Here is a 23197-nt window from a genome sequence, read left to right as displayed (position 1 = left end):
ATCCGCCCCCTTACTTGTTGCTTCTATACTCATCGTAGTATTTCTGCATGATCTCCAGGTTCTGCGTAATCCCGGCCTTCTGCGCCTCCTTGACGTACGCGTCCCATTCCGCCTCGACGCCGCCTTTGGTCACCCATTTGGCAAAGCTGGCGTTGGCCAGGTTCATGACGTTCGTATTGTTGAGGCTCAGCGTGTTGTTATCCATGGTGGAGTATTTCATGAACATCGCCGGGAAAATATCGTTCTCCAAGTCTACCCGGAGCGCTTCTTCGAGCGGTTCCGATTGCCCGATCACTTCCTGCATGTCTTTGCCGAGCGTCAGCTTCAAGTCGTCCGGGATATAAAAAGCGCCGTGATCGGCCATGGTCGACGTCCATTTCCACGTGCCCGGGTCCATTTTCGCATCGGCCGGCGGCAGCACGCTGTATGTTCCATCCCCGTTGTCCCGGATATTCGGGCCGATCGAGCCGAACAACACCTGAATGCCGACCTTCGGATCGTACAGCTCGTTGATGAAGCGCATGGCGGCTTCTTTATTTTTGCTCTTGGCCGACATGACGATGTGGTTCACGCCGTAGTTGAGGTTGTAGTAGTCGTACATCCAGGAGGGCTTGACGGTGTCCGCGGCCGATACTTTCAGCGGGGCCATGGACGTATATTGCGGAGCGAGCTGCTCGCCGAACCGGTCCGACGCCACCCACCCCCAGGTAAAGCCGACCTTGGCCGTGTCCCCTTCCCCGCGGGCGGTCGATTGATATTTGGTGTAGTCGTGGGTGAACACCTCCGGGTTGATGAGTCCGGCCTTGTACAGTTTGCCGAGAAAAGCGACCATCTGTTTGAAGCGCTCGTCGATGAGGTAGTTCTTCACCTGGCCGTCCTCGACGAAATAACCTTCCGCGTTCCCGTCGGACAAAGTCATGCCCGTGCTGCCGAGCAGCACGGCCGGGTTGAAGTAGCCGCCGATGCCGCCCGGCCAATCCATCGGGATTTCGTCGTTCGGATCGCCGTTGCCGTTCGCGTCCTGCTCTTTGAACGCCACGAGCACGTCATACAGCTCATCCCAGTTGGTCGGCATCGGAAGCCCCAGATGATCCAGCCACTTCTGGTTGATGTATTGTCTGGTGGATGCGGCTGGCCAAAACCGCTGATATTTCGGCAGCCCGTAGATTTTGCCGTCGGGTTGGGTAGCGATCAGCCGGGTCTCCGGCTTGGCGTCGAACATGGCCTGCACGTTCGGAGCCTGATCCAGCATCGTCGACAGGTCCTGGAACAGTCCCTGGAACTGGGCAAAATCGGCGTCGGTGATCACGTTCGGCCCGATGAACAGGTCGGGGACATCGCCGCTCGCCAGCATCGTTCCTTTCTTCTGCCCCCAGTCCGCGGTGATCTCCTGCCATTCGATGTCCACCCCGGCTTTCTCCTCCACCTGCTGCAGCCACTCCATCTCGGCCAGCGGCTTGGTCAGCGGGTGCTTGGTCATGATGGCGGTTAGCTTCACTTTCTCCCCCATAGTCGCATTCCCGGTTCCGGGCGTATTTTGCGCGCCCTCCGGCGCGTTCGGGGCGGTTCCTCCCCCGGAGCCGCACCCCGCCAACAGCAGGGTTATCCCAAGTACGGCCGACGTGAAAACGTTTACTTTTCTCCGCATGCTCTTCCCCCCATAGTTTGGATTTGAGCGGCACTCGTACACGGAAGCGTTCGCGAGACCGGCCGAGAGCGGATAGCGAGTCGCAGATGACGGACTCGCCTTGGTACGCGATCCCTTCGCGGTTCTATGTACAATGCTGCCGCCGTCATTGCCTTGCCTGGCCAAGGCAGGCACCTTAGACTTTAAAGGGCGATGCCAAGCCGCGTAAACGGGCGGTTTTGGAGCGACTTTCATTTTTTGAAAGCGTTTTATTTGCGAAGCTATTGAAGGGTGCCGTATCGAGTTTCCTGGAACGGGTTCAAATTTTGTGGATGTTCAAAAAACGCAACCCCGCGGCCGGCCGAAACTCAATAGATGCAAATGGGGCAGCGAGATGTCAAACTCAGTCTTTGCGGGTTTGCCGGTATTGGCCGGGGGTAGTTCCGACGATCTTTTTGAAAGAGCGGATAAAGCTGGAGGGATTGGTGAATCCACACCGGGCAGCGATCGTTTCCAAGGTCTCCTCGCTTTCCCGCAATAACTTGGCAGCGTGCCGGATCCGCAATCGGTCGAGCGTTTCCTTGAAATTCTGGCCGATCGTTTTCTTGAAATGATGGCTGAAGTTGGACGCCGACATGCCGAAATGATCGGCCAGCAACTGAAGCGAGCAGTTCGGATCCATGCCCATCTCCTCCAGCGCCGCGAGCAGCTCCTCCCGCGAGGCCGCACGGCCCGGAGATTGGGGCACCGCCTCACGGATCATCTCGCACAGCTTGGCCCCGCTCTCCCGCAGGATGCCGGCCATTTGCTCCAGCGTATAGCGGGGGCGGAACGCGGCGTCGGTCAGGCGCAGCAGGCTTTGGTCATCCTGGCGGAAGCGCTGCAGTCCGCCAAAAATCGCGCTGGCCGTGTTCAGATACATGCTGCGCAGCATATGCGGCGGCAGCCCGTTGCGGCCCAGGTACCCGGCGATCCGGTCGATGAGGGATTCCACCAGAGCGGCTTCGTTTTTCAGGATGGCCAACTCCAGGGACTGCAGCAGCTCGGCAAAATAGGACACCGTCCCGGACGGCGGCGCCTCCAGCTCGCCGAAGCTTAACAGCGCACCTTCGCCTTGAAGCCGCAGTTGCTCCGCCGTCTGAAGCGCCTGCAGATAAGATACATGCGCGGCTTGGGGGTTTCGTCCTTCTCCCGGACGGCCGATGCCGATGATCGCCCTGCCGACGACGCCGCCGTCACTATCGCCATCGCCCGTTTGCCGTTGAAGCTCCTCCTGCAGCCGCGCCAAATGCGCTTTGAGCGAAAACTTCCCGCCATGGGCGCACACCAGCACGATTTCATGGTGATAGACGCTTTTGAAGAAATACCCCTCCGCGCCTGCGGGAAACCGCTCTTCTTCGCTCCGGCAAATGTCCCAAATCCGGTCCGCCGCTTCCGTCCCGGCATCATAGGAGATAACGGCCACGGTAAGCATTGACCCGTTCAGGCCGATCCCGACCTTTGCCGCCTCCTTCGCGAACGGCCCCCAAGCGAGGAACTGTCCGTTCACGAGCTCCATCAGCAATTTGTCACGCATGAGAGGCAGCGTCCCCTTCATTTCCTCGTCCAGCCGGCTATTGGCCGCGGACAAGCCGCTAAGCGTGTAACGGAGCGTCTCAAGCTCATTCATCGGCTTCCGTTCCTGCGGCTCAAACAAGCCGGCCGCAAACTCCACCAGCCGTTTGATCGGGTGATAATTGTTGCGGATCGAAACATAAATCACGATCACTTCCAGCAGGAGAATCAAGCCGACCAGCAGCGTCGTTTTCAACTGGATCGTGCGCAAATCCTGCAGCGATTGCGTTAGCGGAAGCAAGCTGACGTATTTCCAGCCGTTCTTGTCCGAGGCCGCATAGGAGACAATGTACGTAGCGCCGTTGATGGGGTGGATGCCGGAAACGGGTTCGCCGCCGCTCTCCCGCCCCATTTGCTCCACCAAGCGCGGCAGGTCGTCCGAACTCCGGTACAGCGAACCGTTCGAAGCGACCAAGGGCTGGCCCTGCCCGTCGAGGATAAAGAAGTCCCCGGAGTACGTCTCGGACACCGACCGCATCATGCGGAGGATCGTATCCTCCCGGACCAGGATCATCACCACACCGGGGGAATGCGAACCGCCGACCGGCAGCGGCTGCAGAAAGGTCAACATCCGCACCCGGTTATTGCCGGGAATGACGATCTCCTCTACCGGACGCACGAGCGTCGTGTCCAACGTGTTCAACACTTCCTTCATATACGCGGGATGCCAGTTTTCATAGTGAAACCCGATCCCGGGCGTCGCCATATCCTCCAAACTGTATGCGCTTCCAGTTTTGGAGAACAACATGCCGATATTCCGCACGTACAGCAGTGTGTTGTAGATGAATGCGTCGGTCGCGTTGTACTTTTTCATCTCGTTCGCAATCAACACCCGCTGGTAATCGCTCTCCTCCGCCTGGTACAAACGGAACTCCCGGTTCTGCACGAGCTCGAACGGGAGGTTGTACACATAGCGCGTGAACGTATCCATCGACGTCATGAACTGCTCCGTGATATGGGCATTCCAATCCATCTCTTTCGCCTTCACCGCCGCCGCCGACTGCGGATAATAATAAAATAAAATGATCAGCACCGGAAACAGCAGCACGAGCAAATAGGAAATCAGCAACTTGGTCAGCAGATTGACCTTGTTTCTCCCCAAGCCGGGTCACCTTCCTTTCCGTTATCCCCTAATCCAAAGTTATTTCTAGAATATGAGATTCGGATTGAAATGAAAACGTCCTTTATGCGCGATTGGGAATCAGTTATTTTCCCCACCGGCGCAAGTATCCGCGCTTTCTCTATCCGCTATTCTCGAAGCAATAATCGGCCGAATCGCAATTATATGCCGCAGGCCCACGATTCGAAAAAAAAGGCGCACAGCAAAAACGGCGGTGTTGGGGATCTCCCAGCACCACCGTTTCTTTGATATGGGCTACTGCCGCACGCATCCTATTGCACGGAATCGAAACGCTCCGGCCTCGGACCGCCCAAAATAACCGTCTTCCCGCTCTTCCTCGACTGCTCGGCGGCATAACCGATCACATAGCCGTAAATCGATTGATCCAACGAGGTGGAAGAGATGGACGGGCGTTCGCCGCGGAGCGTTCGCACGAAATCCTGAACCAGCCGCAGATCGCCGCCGCCATGGCTGTCGTTCGCGACGTCCACCGTGATTTTCTCTTCCGCATATTCGCGGCCGGCCCGCGGGTCCGGATGCCGCAGGACAAAGTAACCGTCTTCCAGCACCCCCTGGATTTCGCCCTTTGTCCCGGTCACATGCAGGGTGCGGCAAGGTCTGGAAGTCGCTCCGACCATGTTGAGGGTGGCCGTGGCTTGATTGTCGAATTCGATGATGACCGACTGATGATCGACCACGTCGTTATCGCAGCGCCACACGCAGCGGCCGTACGGGTTATCTGCCCGCAAGGACGCCAGTTTCTCCTCCCGGGTCATCGTCGCGCCAAGATGGTTGTTTTGCCAGACGTACATCCCCCAGCGATCCTGGTCGATATAGTGTTTGCGGGCGGAATACGGGCAGTCCCGCTCGATCGGACAATCGGCCAAGCAACGCGTACCGGCTCCTTCCGGCGCCCGTTCGGGCCGGAACTGCATCAGGCTGCCGAAGCTGCCGACCTTGACGGGACGCGCGCCGCCGGCCAGCCAGGCAATCAGGTCGAGATCGTGGCAGCATTTTTGCATCAGCATGGACGACTTGCATTTCTCTTCCGAACTCCATTTGCCGCGGACAAAAGAGACGGCCATATGGTGATAGCTGACATGCTCGGCGGCTTGGATGTTCACGATTTCTCCGATGCTTCCGGCCGCAATCCGTTCTTTCACCGCCTGATAGAACGGGGAGTACCGCAGCACATGGCAGATCATGACGGTGCGTCCGCACCGGCGGGCGGCGTCTTGCAGCCGCAGCGTCTCTTCCTCGTTGACGCCGATCGGCTTCTCCAGCAGCACATCGTAGCCATGCTGCAATAAAGGCAGCGTGGTCTCGAGATGGAGCTCATCCATCGTTCCGTTGATGGCGGCGTCGGCCAGCTTGGGCCGCTCGCACAACTCCGCGACGGACGCCATCGCGTTCTCCCGGGGAATGCCAAACCGCTCCATCGTTAATCTTCTGCGCTCCGGATCCGGCTCGACGACACCGACGATCCGCAATTCCCGGGGATAGCGCTCGGCGTAACCCGCATAAATCAGGCTCCGCTGTCCGGCTCCGACAATCACCGCCGTCACCGGTTCTCCGTTGTGATCCGAAATGAGTTTGTTCACGATCCTTCTCCTCCTTCTTCGATCGCCCGCAGCAAAGCGAACAGCCGGTCATATTCCGCCGGATCAAGGCTGTACAAGGCCTCCGCCGGTTCGTTTAGCGAGCGCGTCCCCAGCTCCTCGTCACGGAAGCGGAACACGCCGGCCAGCAGCCGATCCACCGCTTCCCCCCGGCCTTCCGCCCGCAACTGCCCCATCAATTCGTAATCCCGGATGCCCCGCTGCAGCCATTTATAGCGCAGGGAAAGCATCGGCCCGCCGTCCTTGCCCGGGTATACGAAATTGGTGTCTCCGGCGGGCCAGAACTGCGGACGATATTGAATGCTCTCCAGCGGACGATCCGGCCATACCGTATAGTTCCAGCGCAGGAATCCGTCCAGCTCCAGCCTCGCCGCCAGCCAGGGAATCATCCGGCTCTCGAGGGCGGGGGAACCGATTAAGGTGTTCGGCCGGCGGGGGTTATTGCATACGTAATAGAGCAGTTTGCCGCCAATGTCCGGCTTCCGCCGACGGAGCTCGTTGAACTCCTCGAACGCGCAGGTGAGCTTGGGAACGTAATCGCTGATCCCATCCAACTTCGCGGAAATGAACTCGGAATGGTTGATCGCCACCTTGAGCTTGAAGGACGGGGCCGCCTGCCCTAGCGCCTGCAGCCGCTCGTTGAACAACGCCAAATCCGCCGGTTCGTCGGCCATGACGCGCACCCGTTCGCACGCCCCCAACGACCGGAAATGCTCCTCCAGCGCACGAATATATTGTTCCAGCTCGCCGCGCTTGCGCATAAACCGGAACGTGCCCGTCCGTTCATCGAAATAACGAATGCGGAGTCCGTCGGGATAATCCGATACGGGGGAGCCGTAAACGCCGTCCTGCGTCTCCCACACGTTCAACAACCCGAACAATTCGATTTCTTCCTTGATCCCGTACCGTTCCGCAAGTTCGAGATAGCGGTCCATGGCGCGGTAATCGTAGGAAAAGGTCCCGTCCGCCCGCCGAATGACACTCACGATATTGTATTCGAACAGATCGGACGGATCGTCGTCCATGTGCGATCCCTGGCCGGACCAGGGAATTTCCGAGACGACGAGCGAAGCCGCCTTCTGCCCCAGGTTCCCCAGGCTTTCCAGATAGCGCTCAATGATCGCGAAATGCGCGTCGGACCACAGCCGAACGTCGTATTTTCTGGCAATGTTGGCATTATGTTGCCATAAATCGAGATAGAACCGGTACTGCTCCGGGGCGGGCAGCTGGCGCTGCAGAACCGTCAGTCCAAACGACAGTTCGCCGACCGGTTGTTCATCCTCGAACATCGTGTGCCGAAACAACCGGATGACGCCGGAATAATGTCCCGCCCGCGCTTCCGCGCCGGCGTGGATCTCGACCCAAACTTGCTGCAGGTGCCGTGCGGCCACATGAATGAAGGATTGATCGAGCAGCATATCCGACTTCCGCCCGCCATCGTCATCCTTTACCAGACCGATCAGTCTGACTTCCGGCTGCAGCGCCGTCGCCGCCTCGTCCAGCTCGACTTGGACCCGGACGATCGGCAGCGGTCCCCCCTTCCAGAACAGTGTTTCCGTACCGACCGTGAGCAGGAAGTCCTCTTCCGCTCCGGCGACGACTTGCAGCGAAGCGGAGTCTCCGCGGCAGCAGACCAGTTCCATCCGTTTCGCGCCGGTCTCCCGCGCCGTCTGATCCCAAGGGTTCACCCCCCGAGTATATTTGTAATACATCGATTGCAGACCGAATAACATGAGCTGATCTCCTCTATTCCTTGATCGCGCCGATCATGACGCCTTTGACAAAATATTTCTGCAGGAACGGATACACCGCCAAAATGGGCAGCGTCGCCACCATAATAGTCGCATATTTGATGCTCTCCCCGATCGCCTGCTGGTCGGCGGCCGATGAGCCGAGCTGCATACTGTCCGTGCTGTTCTGGACCAGAATTTCACGCAATATCAACTGCAGCGGGAACAGCTCGCGATCCCGGATAAACAGCATCGCATTAAACCAGGAGTTCCAATGCCCCACCCCGTAGTACAGGATCATCACGGCGATGACCGGCATGGACAAGGGGACGACGATCCGGAATAAAATGCCGAATTCGCCCGCGCCGTCGATGCGGCCCGATTCGATCAGGCTTTCCGGAACGGCCTCAAACGAGGTCCGCATAATGATCAAATTCCAAGTATTGACGGCCGTAGGCAGGATCAGGGCCAGCAAGCTGTCGCCCAAATGCAGCCAGTTGTTGATCAATAAGTAATTCGGAATGATGCCGCCGGTAAAATACATCGTAAAGACAATGCCCAGCATGATCGGCTTCCTCAGCATGATTTTCCGGGACAATCCGTAGGCTCCCAGTGTGGTCAGCAGCAAGTTGAGCCCGGTGCCGAGGACCAAAATAATCAGCGTGTTCAGGTAGCCGCTCCAAATATTCGGGTTGTCGAGTACCCGGAGATAGGCGTCAAAATTGAAATTCAGCGGCGCCAGCAGCAATCCGGGATGCGCCAGCAGCGCGTTGGAATCGCTTAAGGAGGCCATCAGCACGTAATAGAACGGGTACAGCGTCACAACGATGATCATCAGCATGATGACGCCATTCACGAGGTTAAAAGCTTTGTCTGAAAATCGTGCCATTGTTGTTCTCCCTTCTTACCATAATCGGTTGCCGGACAGGCGGCGCGATAACGTATTGGCGCCGACCAGCAGGATAAAGTTAATGACGGCCTGGAATAAACCGACTGCCGTGGTAAAGCTGTACTCGGCGCCTTCCGCCAGGCCTTTACGGTAAACGAAAGAAGAAATGACGTCCGCCGTTTCGTACGTGTTCGGATTGTACAGCAGAATGATTTTCTCGAAGCCGACTTCCATCATCCCGCCGATCCGTAAAATCAGGAGGATCATAATCACCGGCACCAGACTCGGCAGCGTGATGCTCCAGATCTGCCGGAACCTTCCGGCCCCGTCCACCTTGGCCGCTTCGTAAATTTCCGGATTGATGCCGCTTAACGCGGCCAAATAGATGATGGAAGACCAGCCCATCTCCTGCCAGATTTGCGAAGTGACATAAATCGTGCGGAAGTTGGCCGGATCGCCCAGCAGCGCGGAGCGCTCTCCGCCAAAAAAGGCGATCAGGCTGTTGATTACGCCGTCCCGGCTCGTAAAGCTGATAATTAAGCCGCAAATGACGACGAGCGAAATAAAATGCGGCAGATAGGAAATAGTCTGCACGACACTTTTGAACAGCCGGTTGCGAATTTCGTTCAGCAGGATCGCAAACAGAATAGGCACGGGGAAGCCGAACACCAGATTGTACAGGCTGATCAGCAGCGTGTTCTTCAAGACGCGGAAGAAATAGACGCTGTCGAAGAAAGCGATAAAATGCTTCAATCCGACCCAGTCGCTGCCGCCGATGCCTTTCGCGACCCTGAAGTCCTGGAATGCAATGATCGAACCGTACATCGGCACGTATTTGAAAATGATGTAATAAAGCACCATCGGCAAGATCATGATATAAATCGCCTTGTGTTTGGCAATGTCTCGAAGCAATCTCATTCGGGTTCACATCCTATGGCGTAATAAAATAAGCGGAAGGGAGAAGCCCCCCTCCCGCAAGACTCACCGGTTGTTATAGCGATCCAGCGCCGCCTGTTGGATTTCAATGGCACGGCCGATTTTCATTTTCTCGAATTGAGCCACCATCGCATCGAAGCTGTCGACGGGCTCGGAACCCATAATGATCTTCGTGACGAATTCGCTCCGGTATGTTTCGATATCGTTCATGATGCTGCCGAACTCGTCCGCCTCTTCCGTCGTTAAGCTCACGGGCGGCAACATGACCTGATAGGCATTGTCCGCGTATTCCGCATACCGTTTGATCGCCTCTTTTTGCTCCGGAATCGTATAATATTGATCGTTGTACCGGTCATCGGCAGGCCCGATAAAGGAATAGTTGGCGATAAAATGTTTGGCCATGGCCTGGGTGACCGACAGGTTGTCGGGATTGTTCAAAATCAGGTCCGTATACACCGGCTGACCGTCCACCAGCGTATACGTCTCGCCTTCGATGCCGAAGTTTTTCAGCATGGACCCTTCCGGGCTAAACAGATAGTCAAGCGCTTTGATCGTTTCTTCGGGATGCTTGTTCGTTGCCGACAGAACGGCGCCGATTCCCGTGAAATCCCATTGCGCCGGGACGAACAGCGGCTGTTCTCCCTTATTCAACACCGGAAATTGCACCGCGGCCAGTCGGGCTGCCGGATCGGCCTGCTGCAGTGCCGGAACGTACGTGCCCATGGAGCTGCCGATATATCCGAAGAACGCCGCGGCTTGGCCCGAGCTGACTCTGGAATCCATCAGCTTGCTGTCGTTCGTCGCATAGTCCGGATCGATCAAGCCCTCTTTGTACCAGCTTTGCATTCGGGTCAGGTAATCCTTAAACCGGGGCTCCATCGGACCGTATTTGACCTTGCCGTTATCGACGAAGAAAGATTGGCCCAGGCCGTACGCGCCCAGAAAATCCGAGGAATCCTTCGTGCCGAACAGCCGGTTTTTGTTGGCGGTAAAAGGAGTAACCCCTTTCTTCTCCTTGATCGTCCGCAGCGTCGTTTCCCACTCGTCGACGGTCTCGGGCTGCGGCAGGCCGAGTTCGTCCAGCCAATCCTGGCGAATCATCAGGCCGGCGAAGGTTTTGTATTTCCCGTATTCGCCCACCTTCAAATCGGGGAAGACATAAATATCCCCGTTGTCCGCCATCAATTGCTTGGCGATCGACGGATATTCGTCGATGATTTTTTTCAGGTTCGGCGCATGCGCTTCAATCAAATCGTTAAGCTTCATAATCGTACCGTCATTGTACATTTTGGCGGCTCCGCCCTGAATGCCGGTCCACTGCAGTTGCATCACGTCCGGCAGCTCGTTCGAGGCCAGCATGACGTTAAACTGCTGCATCACGTCGCTGTTGCTCGTGGACACGGGGTGGATGAACTGAAAATCGACATGGGTTCTTTTCTGCCATTCCTGTACCATCGGGATGTCATCCAGGCTCTTAACGACGGATGAAGCGTTTCCATTCAACGCCGTCCAAAAGGTGATGGCGGGAATTTCTTCGCCTTCCTTCCCGCCGGAAGCTGCGGGCTGTCCCGCTCCGCCGCAGGCCGACAACAAAAATCCGCAAACCAATACCGCCGCCCAAACTGCGGACATCCTGCTTCGCTTACTGTTCATGCAGTCACTCCCCTTTTAAGTGTAATTAGGTTTAGGTGTGATTGGGAGCCGACAGGTGGTTCGGTTCGGCCGCCAATCCTTACGGTTCAATGTACCGGGTTGACGTCCGGCTGTAAATTTACGAATTTCAAGATTCGTATCGTTTTTCTTACATTCGGCATTCGCATTTCTCGATTTGATAGCGTTATCTTGCGAAGATGAGCTCACGAAAAAAAGAGGACCCGGCTCGGCGATCCTCTTTGGCGAAGGAAATAGGGGTTACCCGGCATGATGTTGTGTTCTGAATTGTCCGGGGGTGATCCCTTCATATTTTTTAAATACGCGAATCAACGATTGGCTGCTGGCAAATCCGACTTGTTCGCTGATCTCGTTCAAGGAAGCCGACGTTTCCCGAAGCAGTTGCTTGGCCAGCAGGATCCGGCTTTGATTGACATAGTCGACCAGGTTCTCGCCGGTTTGTTCTTTGAAGAAACGGGAGAGATAGGTAGGGTTCATGTTAAAAGCCAATGAAATGTCGGTCAGGCTCAAATTGGGATCGGTCACGTGTTCATGGACATAATTCAGAATCCGGTCCTTCAGGCCGGAATTATGACTTTTCTTCTTGTCTTGAATATAGTCGCACACGTCCCGCAAAAACGCCAGGCTCCGCTTCTCCATCTCCACCAAGGTGCCGCATTCGGCAACCTGCATGATGAAGTTGTTCTTCCGGGCGATCATTTCTTCGTTGCCGATTTGCACCTGTTCGACGGCTTTCAGCATCGTCCCGGCCAGCTCGAACATCAGCAGCTTTCCGAACGGATTGGACAGGGTGCCTCCGGTGAAATTCTGCAGCAAAATACGATGAAGCAAGGAGCCGGCTTGTTCATAATTGCCGGTTGCAATCAAATTGATCAATTGCCGTTCCTGTTCAAGCGAGTAATCAATGTTGTGCCGCGGGCTTTGGATCATCCCGTAAGAGATGACCTGATTCGGCCCGAGCACAAACTTGTAACCGAGCGCTTCCAACGCTTCCCCGTAGCATTTGGGGATCGAAGCCTGCCGGGAATGGATATCGCTGATCCCGATGGACATTTGGACGAGAAAACCGTTCGAAAGCGTTGCTTGCGCTTTCCGGACGGCCTGGATGATCCCTTCTTTCGACGCCTGTTCGCTTTCATTCCGGAGATTGACGACGCAAGCGATCATTCCGTCGACTTCCGAGAAATAAACTTTGTACCGTTCCCCAAGCATCTCCTCAAAAATATTCGTCACCATAAGATACAGGAAATGCAGCTTTTGCTCCGGAACGAGGTCCGCCGGTTGGCTGAACAGCTTCTCGTAATCTTCGATCTGCACGAGAAGCACGACGAACCGGTCGCTTTCAAAGCGGATATCAAGCATCTCAAACACCTGGGAAGGCGACACGCTCATATCGAATTTGCCTTTCAACAAGCGGCCGAGGATATGATTCACCCCCGTTTTCTCGTGCTCCCGCATTTTGCGGCGCGCCTCTTCCTCGAAAGCCGCGCTTTCCGAAATAAACCGCTGCAGCACGGAAAATTCATTGCCGCCTCTTTCGATATTCGACTTCACTTTGGAAGACACCATGTCGATCATGTGGCGAATCGGCCGGTAATTCCGGTGCGTGAACCAATAGACGAACCCGCCGCCGAGGCCGACGCACAGCAGGAAGCTGACGACAATCAGCCGCTTCAGCATCGTCACCTTTTCGGAATAAACGCTGAGCGGGACGACGGAGACGTATTTCCAGCCGGTTTCGGCAGAGCGGATGTACGTTGCGGCCGCTTTCTCGCCGCCGATCGTGACGTTAAGGAACCCGCTGTCCTCCGGCAAATCGCTCAAAGCGATCCCCGTCACGTCGTCCGGAGAACCCGTGGCCAGGACAGGCCGGTTCCGGTCGTCCAGGATATACATCAAGCCTTGCGATATGCTTTCGATTTGCGAGATCAACCGCTCCTGCTTCAGCAAAACGACAAGCACCGCCGGGGGCTCCTGCGTCTGCTGCACGGGAAGAGCTTGCGTGTAGACGAGCAGATTGGCGCCGTCCGTACCGGTATTCAAGCTGCGGAACTCCCCCTTGCCGCTGCCGTCAAGCCAGGCCAGCCACTGCTCGTGGGTGAAATCGTCCACCGGATGGTAGGTTTGTTGGAATCGGCCGTACAGCTCTTCTCCCGACAAATAGGTGCTGGTGGTCAGAGCATATCGGTTTCTCTTGTCAAACAGATAGATGTCCGAGATGGTGCCGTTGGCGACGGTATACGACCGCAAGCTGGAAATCAGCTCGTTCCCCAGCAGCTTGGCATCGGGACGGTCGTAATGATATCTGCTGTAATACGACAGCACTTTCGGCTCGTTGGCCAATTGCGTTCCCATCCGGCGAATATCGTTGATCTGGTTGTCGACCGCCTGGCGAACCTGATGAAGCAGCGTGTCGTTCGCCCGAGTGACTTCGGTATCCAGCATGTTCTGCGAGTAGACCAGCACCGTCGTCGTAATCAGAATGGGAATGAACAAAATGATTAGATAGGAATACAGCCATAGATGAAACACTTTTCGCCGCACGCGGGATTCCCCCTCATCATTCGAATTCGGATCAGCAAGGCATCGCTCCTTCTAACTATAATGAAAGCGGTTACGATTGTGAAGCCGAAATTCTGCCTCCGCCGGAGGGGAGGCAGAACGAAGAGGCCCGATTCCCAAAATCGCCGGCCGCCTCTGCCTCCTTCCGCATCGGCGGCTTATCGGCTGTACCAGTATCCGGGGATCCCTTTCTCCAGGCGCATCAGGGCTTCGAGATAATAATAGTCTCCCCAAATCGTATAATCGTCCGGCGATAGTCCGGTACGCACGGAATACGAGCCGCGCCGGATCAGTCCCTCTTCGTCGGAGGTCCGGTCCGGGGTGTAATTCAGCGCCAGGGAAGTTATGGATCGGGTTACAGCCTCCATCAATTCGGCTTTGAACGGATCCTCCGGTCCCAGGTGACCGGCCAGCTCCAGCATCCCGCAGGCGGCAATCGCCGATGCCGAGCTGTCGCACTTCGATTCCGGGACTTGCGGTACGTCGAAATCCCAGTAGACGACGTAATCCTCCGGGAGACGGTCAATAAAATATTTCGCCATCCGCTTGGAAGTTTCCAAAAACTCCGGCCGTCCGAGTCCGCGGTACGCGAGCGCGAAGCCGTAAATGCCCCACGCCTGTCCCCGGGTCCAGGTCGAGCCGTCCCGGTAACCCTGGTGCGTCCCGCCGCGCACGGCGTCGCCGGTGGCCTGATCGAAATAGAAGGTATGATAGGAAGAGTCGTCCCCGCGAACGAGAAACCGGCGGCTCTTCTCGGCGTGAATCCCGGCTACCTCGCGGTATTTTGCATCGCCCGTTTGTTCCGTGGCCCAATACAAGAGCGGCAAGTTCATCAGACAGTCGATAATGATCCGCCCCCCGTTCTCCGGATCGTTCTCCGGCCCCCAGGCTTGGATCAGTTGCGGCGTCTCCCGCCACCGCTCCATCAGAGCGTCCGCCGCTTGCAGCGTAAGCTGTCTCGCTTCCTCATCCTTGTCCACGATCCAGCCCGCTTTGGAGGACAGCGAGTACAGGAACCCGATATCATGGTGATTCAGGTTGGTGCGAACCTCCAGCCGCCGACGGAAACTGTCCACCGTCCGGACCGCCGCGTCCCGGAACACCGCCTCCCCCGTATATTCGTAGCACAGCCACAACATCCCCGACCAGAAACCGTCCGTCCAGTCCGTATTGGGATTAAGCATGTAGTGCTTGCCGTCCGCGCTCACATGGGGGAATTGCTCCCCGAATCGTTCGATATTGCGTTTGGTTTGTTCCACGGCTTGCTCAATCGCTCTTGCCCACATCACATCACCCTCCACCTTAATCCTTATTTTTCATAGCATCCACTATAGATTATAAGGAATAGGGCTTTATGCTTTGTTGTGCCTTTATGTAGCTGAATTGCGATTTATCTCCATACCACTCGTGCCCGTTATGCTATGATAGGACTATACCCTTGTCCCAAGGAGGGGTCCTGCGTGAAATTTCGTGAATCCATCGACTTCGGAGCCGCCGGCTACATGTTTAAATACCGGGATGAAACCAAAGAAAGGCACTGGAAAATGCTCCATGCCCATCAAGGAATCGAGCTGTTGTACATCCATCAGGGAGCCGGGGAAATTGCGCTCGAAGGCCAACATTATTCCTTACAGAACGGAACGTTGGTTATTTTCCAGCCCTACCAGCTCCACCGGGTGGAAGTCCCCGCGCACGATCAAATTTCTTATATCCGTACCAATCTGACCTTTAATCCGCATCTGGTTGAACCGTGGCTGACGCCTTATCCGCGCCTTCATTTCTTCTTCCGGAAAATGTGGCGGGGCGTGTTGCCCAAGCAGGTGTTCCAGCTTCAGGGGGATCTTAGGCTGGCGTATTTATTGGACGATTTCCAGCATTCGCGCCAACTCGCTCCAGCCCCGTCGGAAGAGGATCTCGCCCTGTTCTTCCTGGCGCTGCTGCGGCATCTCGAACTTCATGTGTTCGCCGACAGGCTATCCGCCGATTCCGGGCCAGGCCGAGCTACCCAACACATCGAGAACATCATGGACTGGGTCGAGGAGCATTTCCGCGAGCCCTTTCAATTGCGGCGGATCGCCGAGGACCTCCATTTGTCCCCCTACCATCTGTCGCATCTGTTCAAACAGCATACCGGCCGAACCATCACGGAGTATATTGCGGCCAGACGCATCCGGGAAGCTTGCGCGCTGCTCGTGCTTACGTCCAAACCGGTCAAGCTGATCAGCCGGGAAGTGGGCGGACTCAGCGAACCGTATTTTTGCCAGCTGTTCAAAAAATGGAAAGGCCTCACGCCCCAGGCTTACCGGGAAACCGCCCGGTTGTTGTAGCGCAAGCTCTCATCCGTTGCCGTTAACATCTCTTCATCTAAAAAAGCTTCCTGCTCCACTCCATCCGTGGTTCGGAAGCTTTTTTTGCAAGTTGTCCGCCTACGCCTTAAGACTTACCCAAGCCCCGTCGGCATTCGCCGATTTTTCTTCCGCCTCTACCAGCGCCACCGAATCGGCGGTGCTTTCCGGCGTGCAAATGACGAGCGACGTTACAAATCAAAAGGAGGAGGATCTGCTGGTCCCCGAGGAAGAAATGGAATGGGACAAACTCGCCGCAGAGGCCGTGACGGGAACGGATAGAGGGCTGGACTTTTCCGCGGATGCTTCGGGATACGGACTGGACGATTGAAGAAGTGGGAGCTTATGTGGGTTATTCCGATATTCATTATTTCAGCCGTTTATTCAGCGCAAACGAAGGAATCTCACCGCGCGCTTATCGCAAGCTTTCCCGCATCCTCTAACGTACGGACTTGGCGCAAAGCGAGACCGAGGATAACCTGAAAACCCTATCCCTCTTGACTTGAAGGATAGGGTTTTGGCTGGTTTACCAAAGTAGCTTTAAACCATCGTGTTGCCGATATTGGTGTCCGTGTCTTTATTGAGGAACATGCTGCCTTTAATCAGCAAGTTGTTTAGAACCTTGGTTCGTTTCGCCTTTTCGGTTACGATCGCGTTGGAAATGGATTTACCGGTATTGGAATAAATCGTGTTTTGAGCGATGATCGCATCCTCGGCGTTATCAGCTAATGAAATGCCGTACGCGGTGTTATCCGTTCTTTTGAAGGTGATGCGGTTGCCGACAATCTCGGCGCGTTGTCCCCCCTTGATTTGAATCGCCGAAGTGCCCACAGTGTCGGAAATTTCGTTATCGACGATTTTAACGGTTTTACCGGCGCTGCTCTCTCCGTAAATGGCGGTTGATCGAGAGCCGCGAATATAATTCCCTCTGAGCGTAACATCGCTGTTTTTGTCGAAGCTGATCGCATACGCTGCTTGTTTACCTGGATAGCTGGTACAATCGATATAATTGTCTTCGGCTAAAACCGATGTAGCCCCTTGGCCCCAGTTCTTGATGGAAATGCCGCCTTTGCACTCGCCAAACGTATTGCCTCGCAGCACGACATTGGTGGACTTGTCCAGTTCAAGGCCGAAGCGTTCCGAATGGAGGGCCTTGTTGTTCAACATTTGCACATCATTGCAGTTGTCGACCTTGTATGGCAGGCCCTGGCCCCGATGCACGACATTGTCCGCGATCAGCACGTTTTCCGCATCCCATGCGCCGACGCCCGTTCCTTCGCCGAGATGAGAAACCGCATTTCCCGTCACGACCACGTCTTTGCCGCGGGCGTCGATGCCGCTGCTGAAGCCTTTGATGGTGTTCCCGGTAATCGATACGTTGTTCCCGTCAAATCCGTTCGATACCTTATCTCCCAAAATCGCTACTTTCGTTTTGTCCGTCCGTACCAATACATTGTTGGAAATAACCGTATCCGTACCGTTGCTGTAAGAAATCGTATTGTCCGAATGATTCCCGTCGATTACAGCTTCGTAGCCGCTGAAATTAAGCAGGGACGCTTTTAGGTTTCCGCGGAACAGATTGCCGCGAATGACGACTTTGCGCGGCTGCTCGTAGTCGATATCGCCTTCGCCGTATCCTTCGATATCAACCCCGACGCTCGGATCGGTCGGTTTTTCGGCGCCCGCGTTCGTAATTTCATTGTTCTCGACGAAGACCCCTTCGCCGGCCGTGATTGAAATGTTGTTCCGGCGCGCTCCGTCCAGCGAGCAATTGCGGACGGTTACTAATTTTGGTTCGTCATAGTCGGGATCTACGCCCATGAGGCCCACCGAGCCAAGGAAGACGCAGTCCCCGGTGCATTTGCGGATTTTCATATTTTCGATCGTAACTCTTTTGCCTCCGTGGACATAAATCCCGAAGCCATATTCCTGCGTCGAATCCGGAAGTTTGCTGAAATCATGCTGATCCAGATCCCCAGTGATGATGCCGCCCGAAATCGTGACGTTTTCCACTTTACGCAGATAAATACAAGAGTAACCTCTCGCAGCGTTCGGCTGTACCTTCAGCTCCGCCTCATGATCCAGGGTAAGCTTCATGTGGGACGGGACCACGATGCCGCCGCCTTTTTCCGGAGTGTTTGGAAAGAGGGTCCCCACGCCTCGAATCAAATACGTCCCTTTTGGAATAAACGCTTCATTATACCCGGCGCTTTTCGCATGGGCGATCGCCTTGTTCAGTCCTTCCGTCGTTTTTACCGCATCGGTGCCATTAGTTTTGATGCCCCACTGCGCCGGATCGATGACGTAGCAGGTGGTCGTTATGGCCGTTGCCTGTGCGGTTTGGTTTTCAAAATCGTTGTTCATCATTGTTCCTCCTTGTTCTTTGCCTGTTGATTTTGGATTGCTGCCTTATGGCCGTTTAAGAAATCCGGCAAATTTCATCTCCTTTGCGCAAAGTCTATTCGTACCCGGGTGGTGTTTTTCAATTGGGATCCTAAGGAGCCGGTTTCCTTTAGTTCCCGCACTACTAATGTAGCAAAACCCGAGTGCGGCTAACGGCCAAGAAAGGGACAGGTATCGGGTAAGGAGAAGGGAAGGATTACTGGGCATACGAACGCGATCTACCGAAGTGAAAGGCTAATGCAAAACATACACAAACAAAGGCCCCTGCGTCTCTGCAGCCGGACGGCGGAGAGAAGCAGGAGCCTTTGCTGTTTACTATCGATTATTTGCCGGCCGCGCTGGCTCCGGCAATCCGTCCAAACGTGAAAATGTCCGTGATGGCGTTGCCGCCCAGCCGGTTGCCCGCATGAACTCCGCCGGCAACCTCGCCGGCCGCAAACAAGCCTTCAATCGGGTTGCCTTCCGTATTCAACACCTGGGCCTTTTCGTTAATTTCCAGCCCGCCCATCGTATGGTGCACGGATGGGGTTCTTGGCGTAGCAAAAAACGGAGGCGTTTCGAGTTTTGCACCAAAATTTTTCTTGCCGAATTCAGGGTCAAGCTGATTTTCTACGTAAGTATTGTATTTCTTCATTTCCGCGACAAAGGTATCGGCCGGTACGCCCATTTGCTCGGCCAGTTCCTCCAGCGTATCCGCCATGAAAATATTTTTGTTGGCGATCAGATCCTGATAATTATCTCCCCAACCACTCTTCCCGTTCAGATCGGGGTTGCCCAGCGAAGTCATATCGCTGATGATGAAGAAGGTCTTATCCGTCTGCTCCAGGGCGGCGGCCGCCAGAACGTCTCTTTCCGCGTACTCGTTCACATACCGCTTGCCTTCCTTATTCACGAAAATCTGGGTTTCCGCGCTTCCCCATACACCGCCGGACAAAGCGCCCGTTCCCGGTTGACCGCTCGGCATCAGTTGGATGAAGCCCATGCCCCACAGATTCGCTCCGACTTCCTTCCCCATCGCAATGCCGTCGCCGGTGGCGTTTGTCGTGTTGGTTGTCTTGATGTTGGCATCCAGATCAGGCCAATAGTTATTGTATTCAACGACCATTTCGGGGTTCGCTCCAAAACCGCCGGTGGCCATGACCACGCCCTTGGACGCTTTTAAGGTGACCGGAGTGCCGTCGGACTGCTCGGCCGTCACACCCACGATTCTGCCATTCTCAACCATCAGCTTGGTGGCCTTCGTATTCATCATAATTTCTGCGCCAAGCTCTTTTGCGCTTTTTTCCATCGCGTTAATATACCCGGTTCCCAGCGGCTCGGCATTATGGTGGGTTCTGGGCCACAAGGCGCCGAGAACGGTGCCGATCCCATCCTGGAACTGGGCTCCGTGGCCCTCCAACCATTGAATCGTGCCGTAGCTGTTGGTCGTGAGCGTCTTGACCAGATCAAACTTGCCGGAGATTTCTTTCCCGTCAAGATCGGTTCGCTTCCCGCCGATATAGGTGTGAATCATATGCAGTTCGGGCGAGTCGAACAGCTTGGTGGTGTCCCCTTTGGCGAAGTATTCCTTGATCTGACCCTTGAGCGTCTTGAGCGTATCGGCATAATCGCCGAATTCTTTCTCATCGTAAGTCAGAATCTCTTTCAACTCATTGGTCAGCGCTTTGGTCATCGCCACCTTCGGCTGTCGGACCGGGTCATAGGAATTGAACTCGCCTCCGGAGCGAAGTGTGTTCCCGCCAAGCGCAGGCGATTTTTCGATCAAAATCACCTTTGCCCCATTCTCGGCAGCCGATACCGCCGCGGCAAGACCCGCACCGCCCCCGCCGACAACCACCACTTCGGTTTCCTTGGTAATGGCCTCTTTAGCGGCCGCTTGGAGAGGTTCCTTATTCCTCAAGGCGTCGATATCGGCCCCGGCCTTCGCCAAAGCGTCCGCAATCGCATCAATCAGGCCGTTGCTGGATACGGACGCCCCCGAGACGACGTCGATCTTCAGGCTCTGCCCCTCGACGACCTTCTGGGGAATGGTCTCAAATACGGCATCGCTTACTCCTTCGGTATCCTTCTGCTCCAGCACTTTCACCGATTGAATGGTGTTGGCATCCACCGTTACTTCAACTTTTATAACGCTATGTAGGCCTTGCGCTTCCCCCGTATATGTCCCCGGTGTGTAAAGCCCTTGGGTATCCGCTGCAGGCGTTATTTCCTTGTTATTGCCGCTGCATCCGATCACACCCATGATCATAATAAGTACCAATGCTGTCAAAAATCCGGTCCTTGCATACCTCAAACGTTTCATGCTCCCTGTTCCTCTCCTTTGTTGAATTGTAATTAATTTCACAATATTTGTGAAAAAATTCACGAATATTGCCGGAGCATATTCGCTTACATTAATAATTATAGACATTAAATTTCTCGTCTTCCCGTGCCTTTTCTCACAAGAGGGGGTTTAGGAAGCGCCCTGCTCAACTGGCTTAAGCCATTATAAAAAACAGCCGCCGGCTCTCCGGCCGTACGGCTGTTCTTGGCATTTCCTTATAGGAGTTTTCTTATTGGAGTTCGTTCAGGCGCTCTTCCAAACGATCCCACGTTTCGGTGATCCCCTGCAGCATCCCCATATCCATAACGGTTTTGAGGGATTCCGCCGATACGTATTCCCCACGGCTGACCAGCTTCGTTTTGCCGCCCACATCGATGAATTCCATCGTGACCACGGTCGCCGGCAGCGAATCGTCCACCTTCCCCTCGGCATCCGAGAAATAATCGGTGTAGACGAAACGGTCCGGTTCGTCGATTTCTTTATACACGGCTTTGCCCCAAGATTCCATTCCGTAAAAATCGCCCTGCTCCCGATCCATGCACTTCATGCAGTAGTGCCAAACGCCACCCGGCCGGAAATCAACGTTGCACACCGTAACCTCCCAGCCTCTTGGGCCCCACCATTGTTTCAAATGCTCCGCCTCTTTAAACATCGAGAACACCAGCTCTTTCGGCGCATTGAACACGCGCTCCAATACCAGTACCGTTTCATTTTCCACTCGGTGAACCATCGTTTGATTGGACATTGTCAAATCCTCCTTATCATTGAACGAACTTTACGACTGTTCTTCGTTCTGCAATTCCCGCAAGTAATCTTCCAGTTGATCGAATCGGTCCTCCATGACTTGCCGAAAAGACTTCACCCAAGCATCCATCGCTTGAAAAGGTTCGGGCCGGAGCCTGTAGATCCGGCGGTTCCCGTCGACCTTCGCTTCCAAAATGCCGCTATCGCTAAGTATCTTCAAATGCTTTGAGGCCTGGGGCTGACGCAGCCCCAGCCGGTCGGCGATTTCACCCACGGTGAGAGGACCATTGCGCAGGAGCTCGACGATGTTCAAACGATTCGGTTCGGCCAAAGCGCTCATCATCGTCCGGTCCATGCCCGGCCTATTCTTCCCTGCCATGCCGCTCACCTCGTTAATCGTTGATTACTCGTTATCCCTTCACTCCTTCACCGTTAGGATTTTCATTCAGTGACTTTAATATACATCATTAGGAATATTCCTGTAAAGGAATATTTAAAAAAACCTTGGTGTCTCTCGCGCTACCTTTACACGATTATCCCTTTCGTTCAGGGGGGGCCAAAAGCCCGGAGTATGGCTAGCTCATATCCATTTCACGGCTGCCTGATCAAAGGGGATAATCGTGCAAAGCGTCCTGGCAGCGTATGGTGATCTTCGCATTATTCCCCGATGACTTGGGACAGGTCGATTTCGCGGGTCAGCTCGACGAAAACTTCGACGACTTGCGGATCAAAATGCTTGCCCCGCTCGGCGATAATTTCGGCGAGCGCCTCTTCCGCGGTCCAAGCCCGCTTATAAGCCCGCTCATGGGTCAAGGCGTCATAAAAATCGGCCAACGCGACGATGCGGGCCTCGATCGGGATCTCTTCGCCCTTTAACCCTTTGGGATAGCCGGTCCCGTCCCATTTCTCGTGATGGGCTTCCGCGATCAACCGGGCCAATTTCAGCACCGAGAAACCGCTGCCCTCCAGGATGTGGGCGCCAATGGTCGTATGCGCCTTCATCCGCTCGAACTCCTGGGGAGCAAGCCGTCCGGGCTTCAATAAAATATGGTCGGGGATGCCCATTTTGCCGATGTCGTGCAACGGAGCCGCCTTGCAGATCAAATCGACGTGCTCCTCGGAAAGCCCCAGCCGCTCGGCGATCAAACCGGACATTTTCCCGACCCGCTTCGTGTGCCGCCCGGTCATATCGTCGCGGAATTCCGAAGCGCGTCCCAGCAGCTGCAAAATTTCATTTTTGGCCTGTTCCAACTCCGCGGTCCGCTCTCTCACGCTTTTTTCCAGCGTCTCGTTATAATGGTGCAGTTGCAGATGCAACGCCCGGGTGTTCAATAAATTATGTATGCGCAGCAGCACCTCGGTCCGGTCAAACGGCTTGTTCAAAAAGTCGTTCGCTCCGATCCGCAGCGCCTCCTGCTTGATTTCCGGCGTATTGTCGGCGGTCAACACCAGCACCGGCAAATAATGGTCCGGGCCGATTCTCCGCCGGATTCGCTCCAATAATTGAATGTTGATTTCCTGATCGTCGACGATCAATATTTTCGCAAGCCGCTTTTCGGGATTGTACATGTTGCCACCTCGCTTATATGCCGCTTCCCTGATCCCTAAGCCCTT

Annotated in this window: 17 protein-coding genes; 3 read left to right on the top strand and 14 right to left on the bottom strand. The window is 55.2% G+C overall.

Features of this window, described 5'->3' with window-relative positions:
• Positions 1–10: 10 nt before the first annotated feature.
• The 9 genes from ACZF99_RS01940 to ACZF99_RS01900 form a co-directional block, all read right to left on the bottom strand.
• Positions 11–1648, bottom strand: coding sequence for an ABC transporter substrate-binding protein (locus tag ACZF99_RS01940; RefSeq protein WP_483608596.1), 1638 nt, complete (start codon positions 1646–1648; stop codon positions 11–13).
• Between the two features lie 382 nt (positions 1649–2030).
• Entirely contained in the window at positions 2031–4343 is a 2313-nt protein-coding gene (locus ACZF99_RS01935; protein WP_483608594.1) for a helix-turn-helix domain-containing protein, read from the bottom strand.
• Between the two features lie 290 nt (positions 4344–4633).
• The gene (locus tag ACZF99_RS01930; RefSeq protein ID WP_483608592.1) at positions 4634–5962 is read right to left on the bottom strand and encodes a Gfo/Idh/MocA family protein; all 1329 of its coding nucleotides are present in this window, start codon (positions 5960–5962) and stop codon (positions 4634–4636) included.
• Positions 5959–7713, bottom strand: coding sequence for a DUF4091 domain-containing protein (locus tag ACZF99_RS01925; protein WP_483608590.1), 1755 nt, complete (start codon positions 7711–7713; stop codon positions 5959–5961). Before ACZF99_RS01925 ends, ACZF99_RS01930 begins: the two co-directional genes overlap by 4 nt.
• Before the next feature lie 13 nt (positions 7714–7726).
• Positions 7727–8599, bottom strand: a complete 873-nt coding sequence (locus ACZF99_RS01920; RefSeq protein WP_483608588.1) for a carbohydrate ABC transporter permease — start codon at positions 8597–8599, stop codon at positions 7727–7729.
• Between the two features lie 15 nt (positions 8600–8614).
• Positions 8615–9517, bottom strand: coding sequence for an ABC transporter permease (locus ACZF99_RS01915; RefSeq protein WP_483608586.1), 903 nt, complete (start codon positions 9515–9517; stop codon positions 8615–8617).
• A 63-nt stretch (positions 9518–9580) separates the two neighbouring features.
• A complete protein-coding gene (locus ACZF99_RS01910) occupies positions 9581–11188 on the bottom strand; it encodes an extracellular solute-binding protein (protein WP_483608584.1) in 1608 nt (535 codons plus the stop codon).
• A gap of 258 nt (positions 11189–11446) precedes the next feature.
• The gene (locus ACZF99_RS01905) at positions 11447–13750 is read right to left on the bottom strand and encodes an AraC family transcriptional regulator (protein ID WP_483608582.1); all 2304 of its coding nucleotides are present in this window, start codon (positions 13748–13750) and stop codon (positions 11447–11449) included.
• A gap of 176 nt (positions 13751–13926) precedes the next feature.
• Positions 13927–15054 carry a glycoside hydrolase family 88 protein gene (locus ACZF99_RS01900; protein ID WP_483608580.1) on the bottom strand — a complete coding sequence of 376 codons (1128 nt, stop codon included), beginning with the start codon at positions 15052–15054 and terminating at the stop codon, positions 13927–13929.
• A gap of 174 nt (positions 15055–15228) precedes the next feature.
• Between ACZF99_RS01900 and ACZF99_RS01895 the strand changes: the two genes are divergently transcribed.
• From ACZF99_RS01895 to ACZF99_RS01885, 3 genes are all read left to right on the top strand, one after another.
• Positions 15229–16095: a helix-turn-helix transcriptional regulator gene (locus tag ACZF99_RS01895; protein WP_483608578.1), complete on the top strand. Its 867-nt coding sequence runs from the start codon at positions 15229–15231 to the stop codon at positions 16093–16095.
• A gap of 91 nt (positions 16096–16186) precedes the next feature.
• The gene (locus tag ACZF99_RS01890; protein WP_483608576.1) at positions 16187–16444 is read left to right on the top strand and encodes a hypothetical protein; all 258 of its coding nucleotides are present in this window, start codon (positions 16187–16189) and stop codon (positions 16442–16444) included.
• Positions 16416–16556 carry an AraC family transcriptional regulator gene (locus tag ACZF99_RS01885; protein WP_483608574.1) on the top strand — a complete coding sequence of 47 codons (141 nt, stop codon included), beginning with the start codon at positions 16416–16418 and terminating at the stop codon, positions 16554–16556. Before ACZF99_RS01890 ends, ACZF99_RS01885 begins: the two co-directional genes overlap by 29 nt.
• A 97-nt stretch (positions 16557–16653) precedes the next feature.
• On the opposite strand, the gene ACZF99_RS01880 is transcribed toward ACZF99_RS01885, so the two are convergent.
• The 5 genes from ACZF99_RS01880 to ACZF99_RS01860 all read right to left on the bottom strand — a co-directional run bounded on the left by ACZF99_RS01880 (position 16654) and on the right by ACZF99_RS01860 (position 23152).
• Positions 16654–18477, bottom strand: coding sequence for a right-handed parallel beta-helix repeat-containing protein (locus tag ACZF99_RS01880; RefSeq protein ID WP_483608572.1), 1824 nt, complete (start codon positions 18475–18477; stop codon positions 16654–16656).
• A 361-nt stretch (positions 18478–18838) separates the two neighbouring features.
• The gene (locus ACZF99_RS01875) at positions 18839–20758 is read right to left on the bottom strand and encodes a flavocytochrome c (protein ID WP_483608570.1); all 1920 of its coding nucleotides are present in this window, start codon (positions 20756–20758) and stop codon (positions 18839–18841) included.
• Positions 20759–21068: 310 nt separating this feature from the next.
• Complete coding sequence (locus ACZF99_RS01870; RefSeq protein WP_483608568.1) at positions 21069–21584, bottom strand: SRPBCC domain-containing protein; 516 nt, start codon at positions 21582–21584, stop codon at positions 21069–21071.
• Between the two features lie 30 nt (positions 21585–21614).
• On the bottom strand, positions 21615–21962 hold the full coding sequence (locus tag ACZF99_RS01865) for an ArsR/SmtB family transcription factor (protein WP_483608566.1): 348 nt from the start codon (positions 21960–21962) through the stop codon (positions 21615–21617).
• 278 nt (positions 21963–22240) lie between these two features.
• The gene (locus tag ACZF99_RS01860; RefSeq protein WP_483608564.1) at positions 22241–23152 is read right to left on the bottom strand and encodes an HD-GYP domain-containing protein; all 912 of its coding nucleotides are present in this window, start codon (positions 23150–23152) and stop codon (positions 22241–22243) included.
• Positions 23153–23197: the final 45 nt, after the last annotated feature.

Source organism: Paenibacillus sp. JL3B1040 (assembly GCF_057063165.1).
This window is presented reverse-complemented; position numbering and strand designations above follow the sequence as displayed.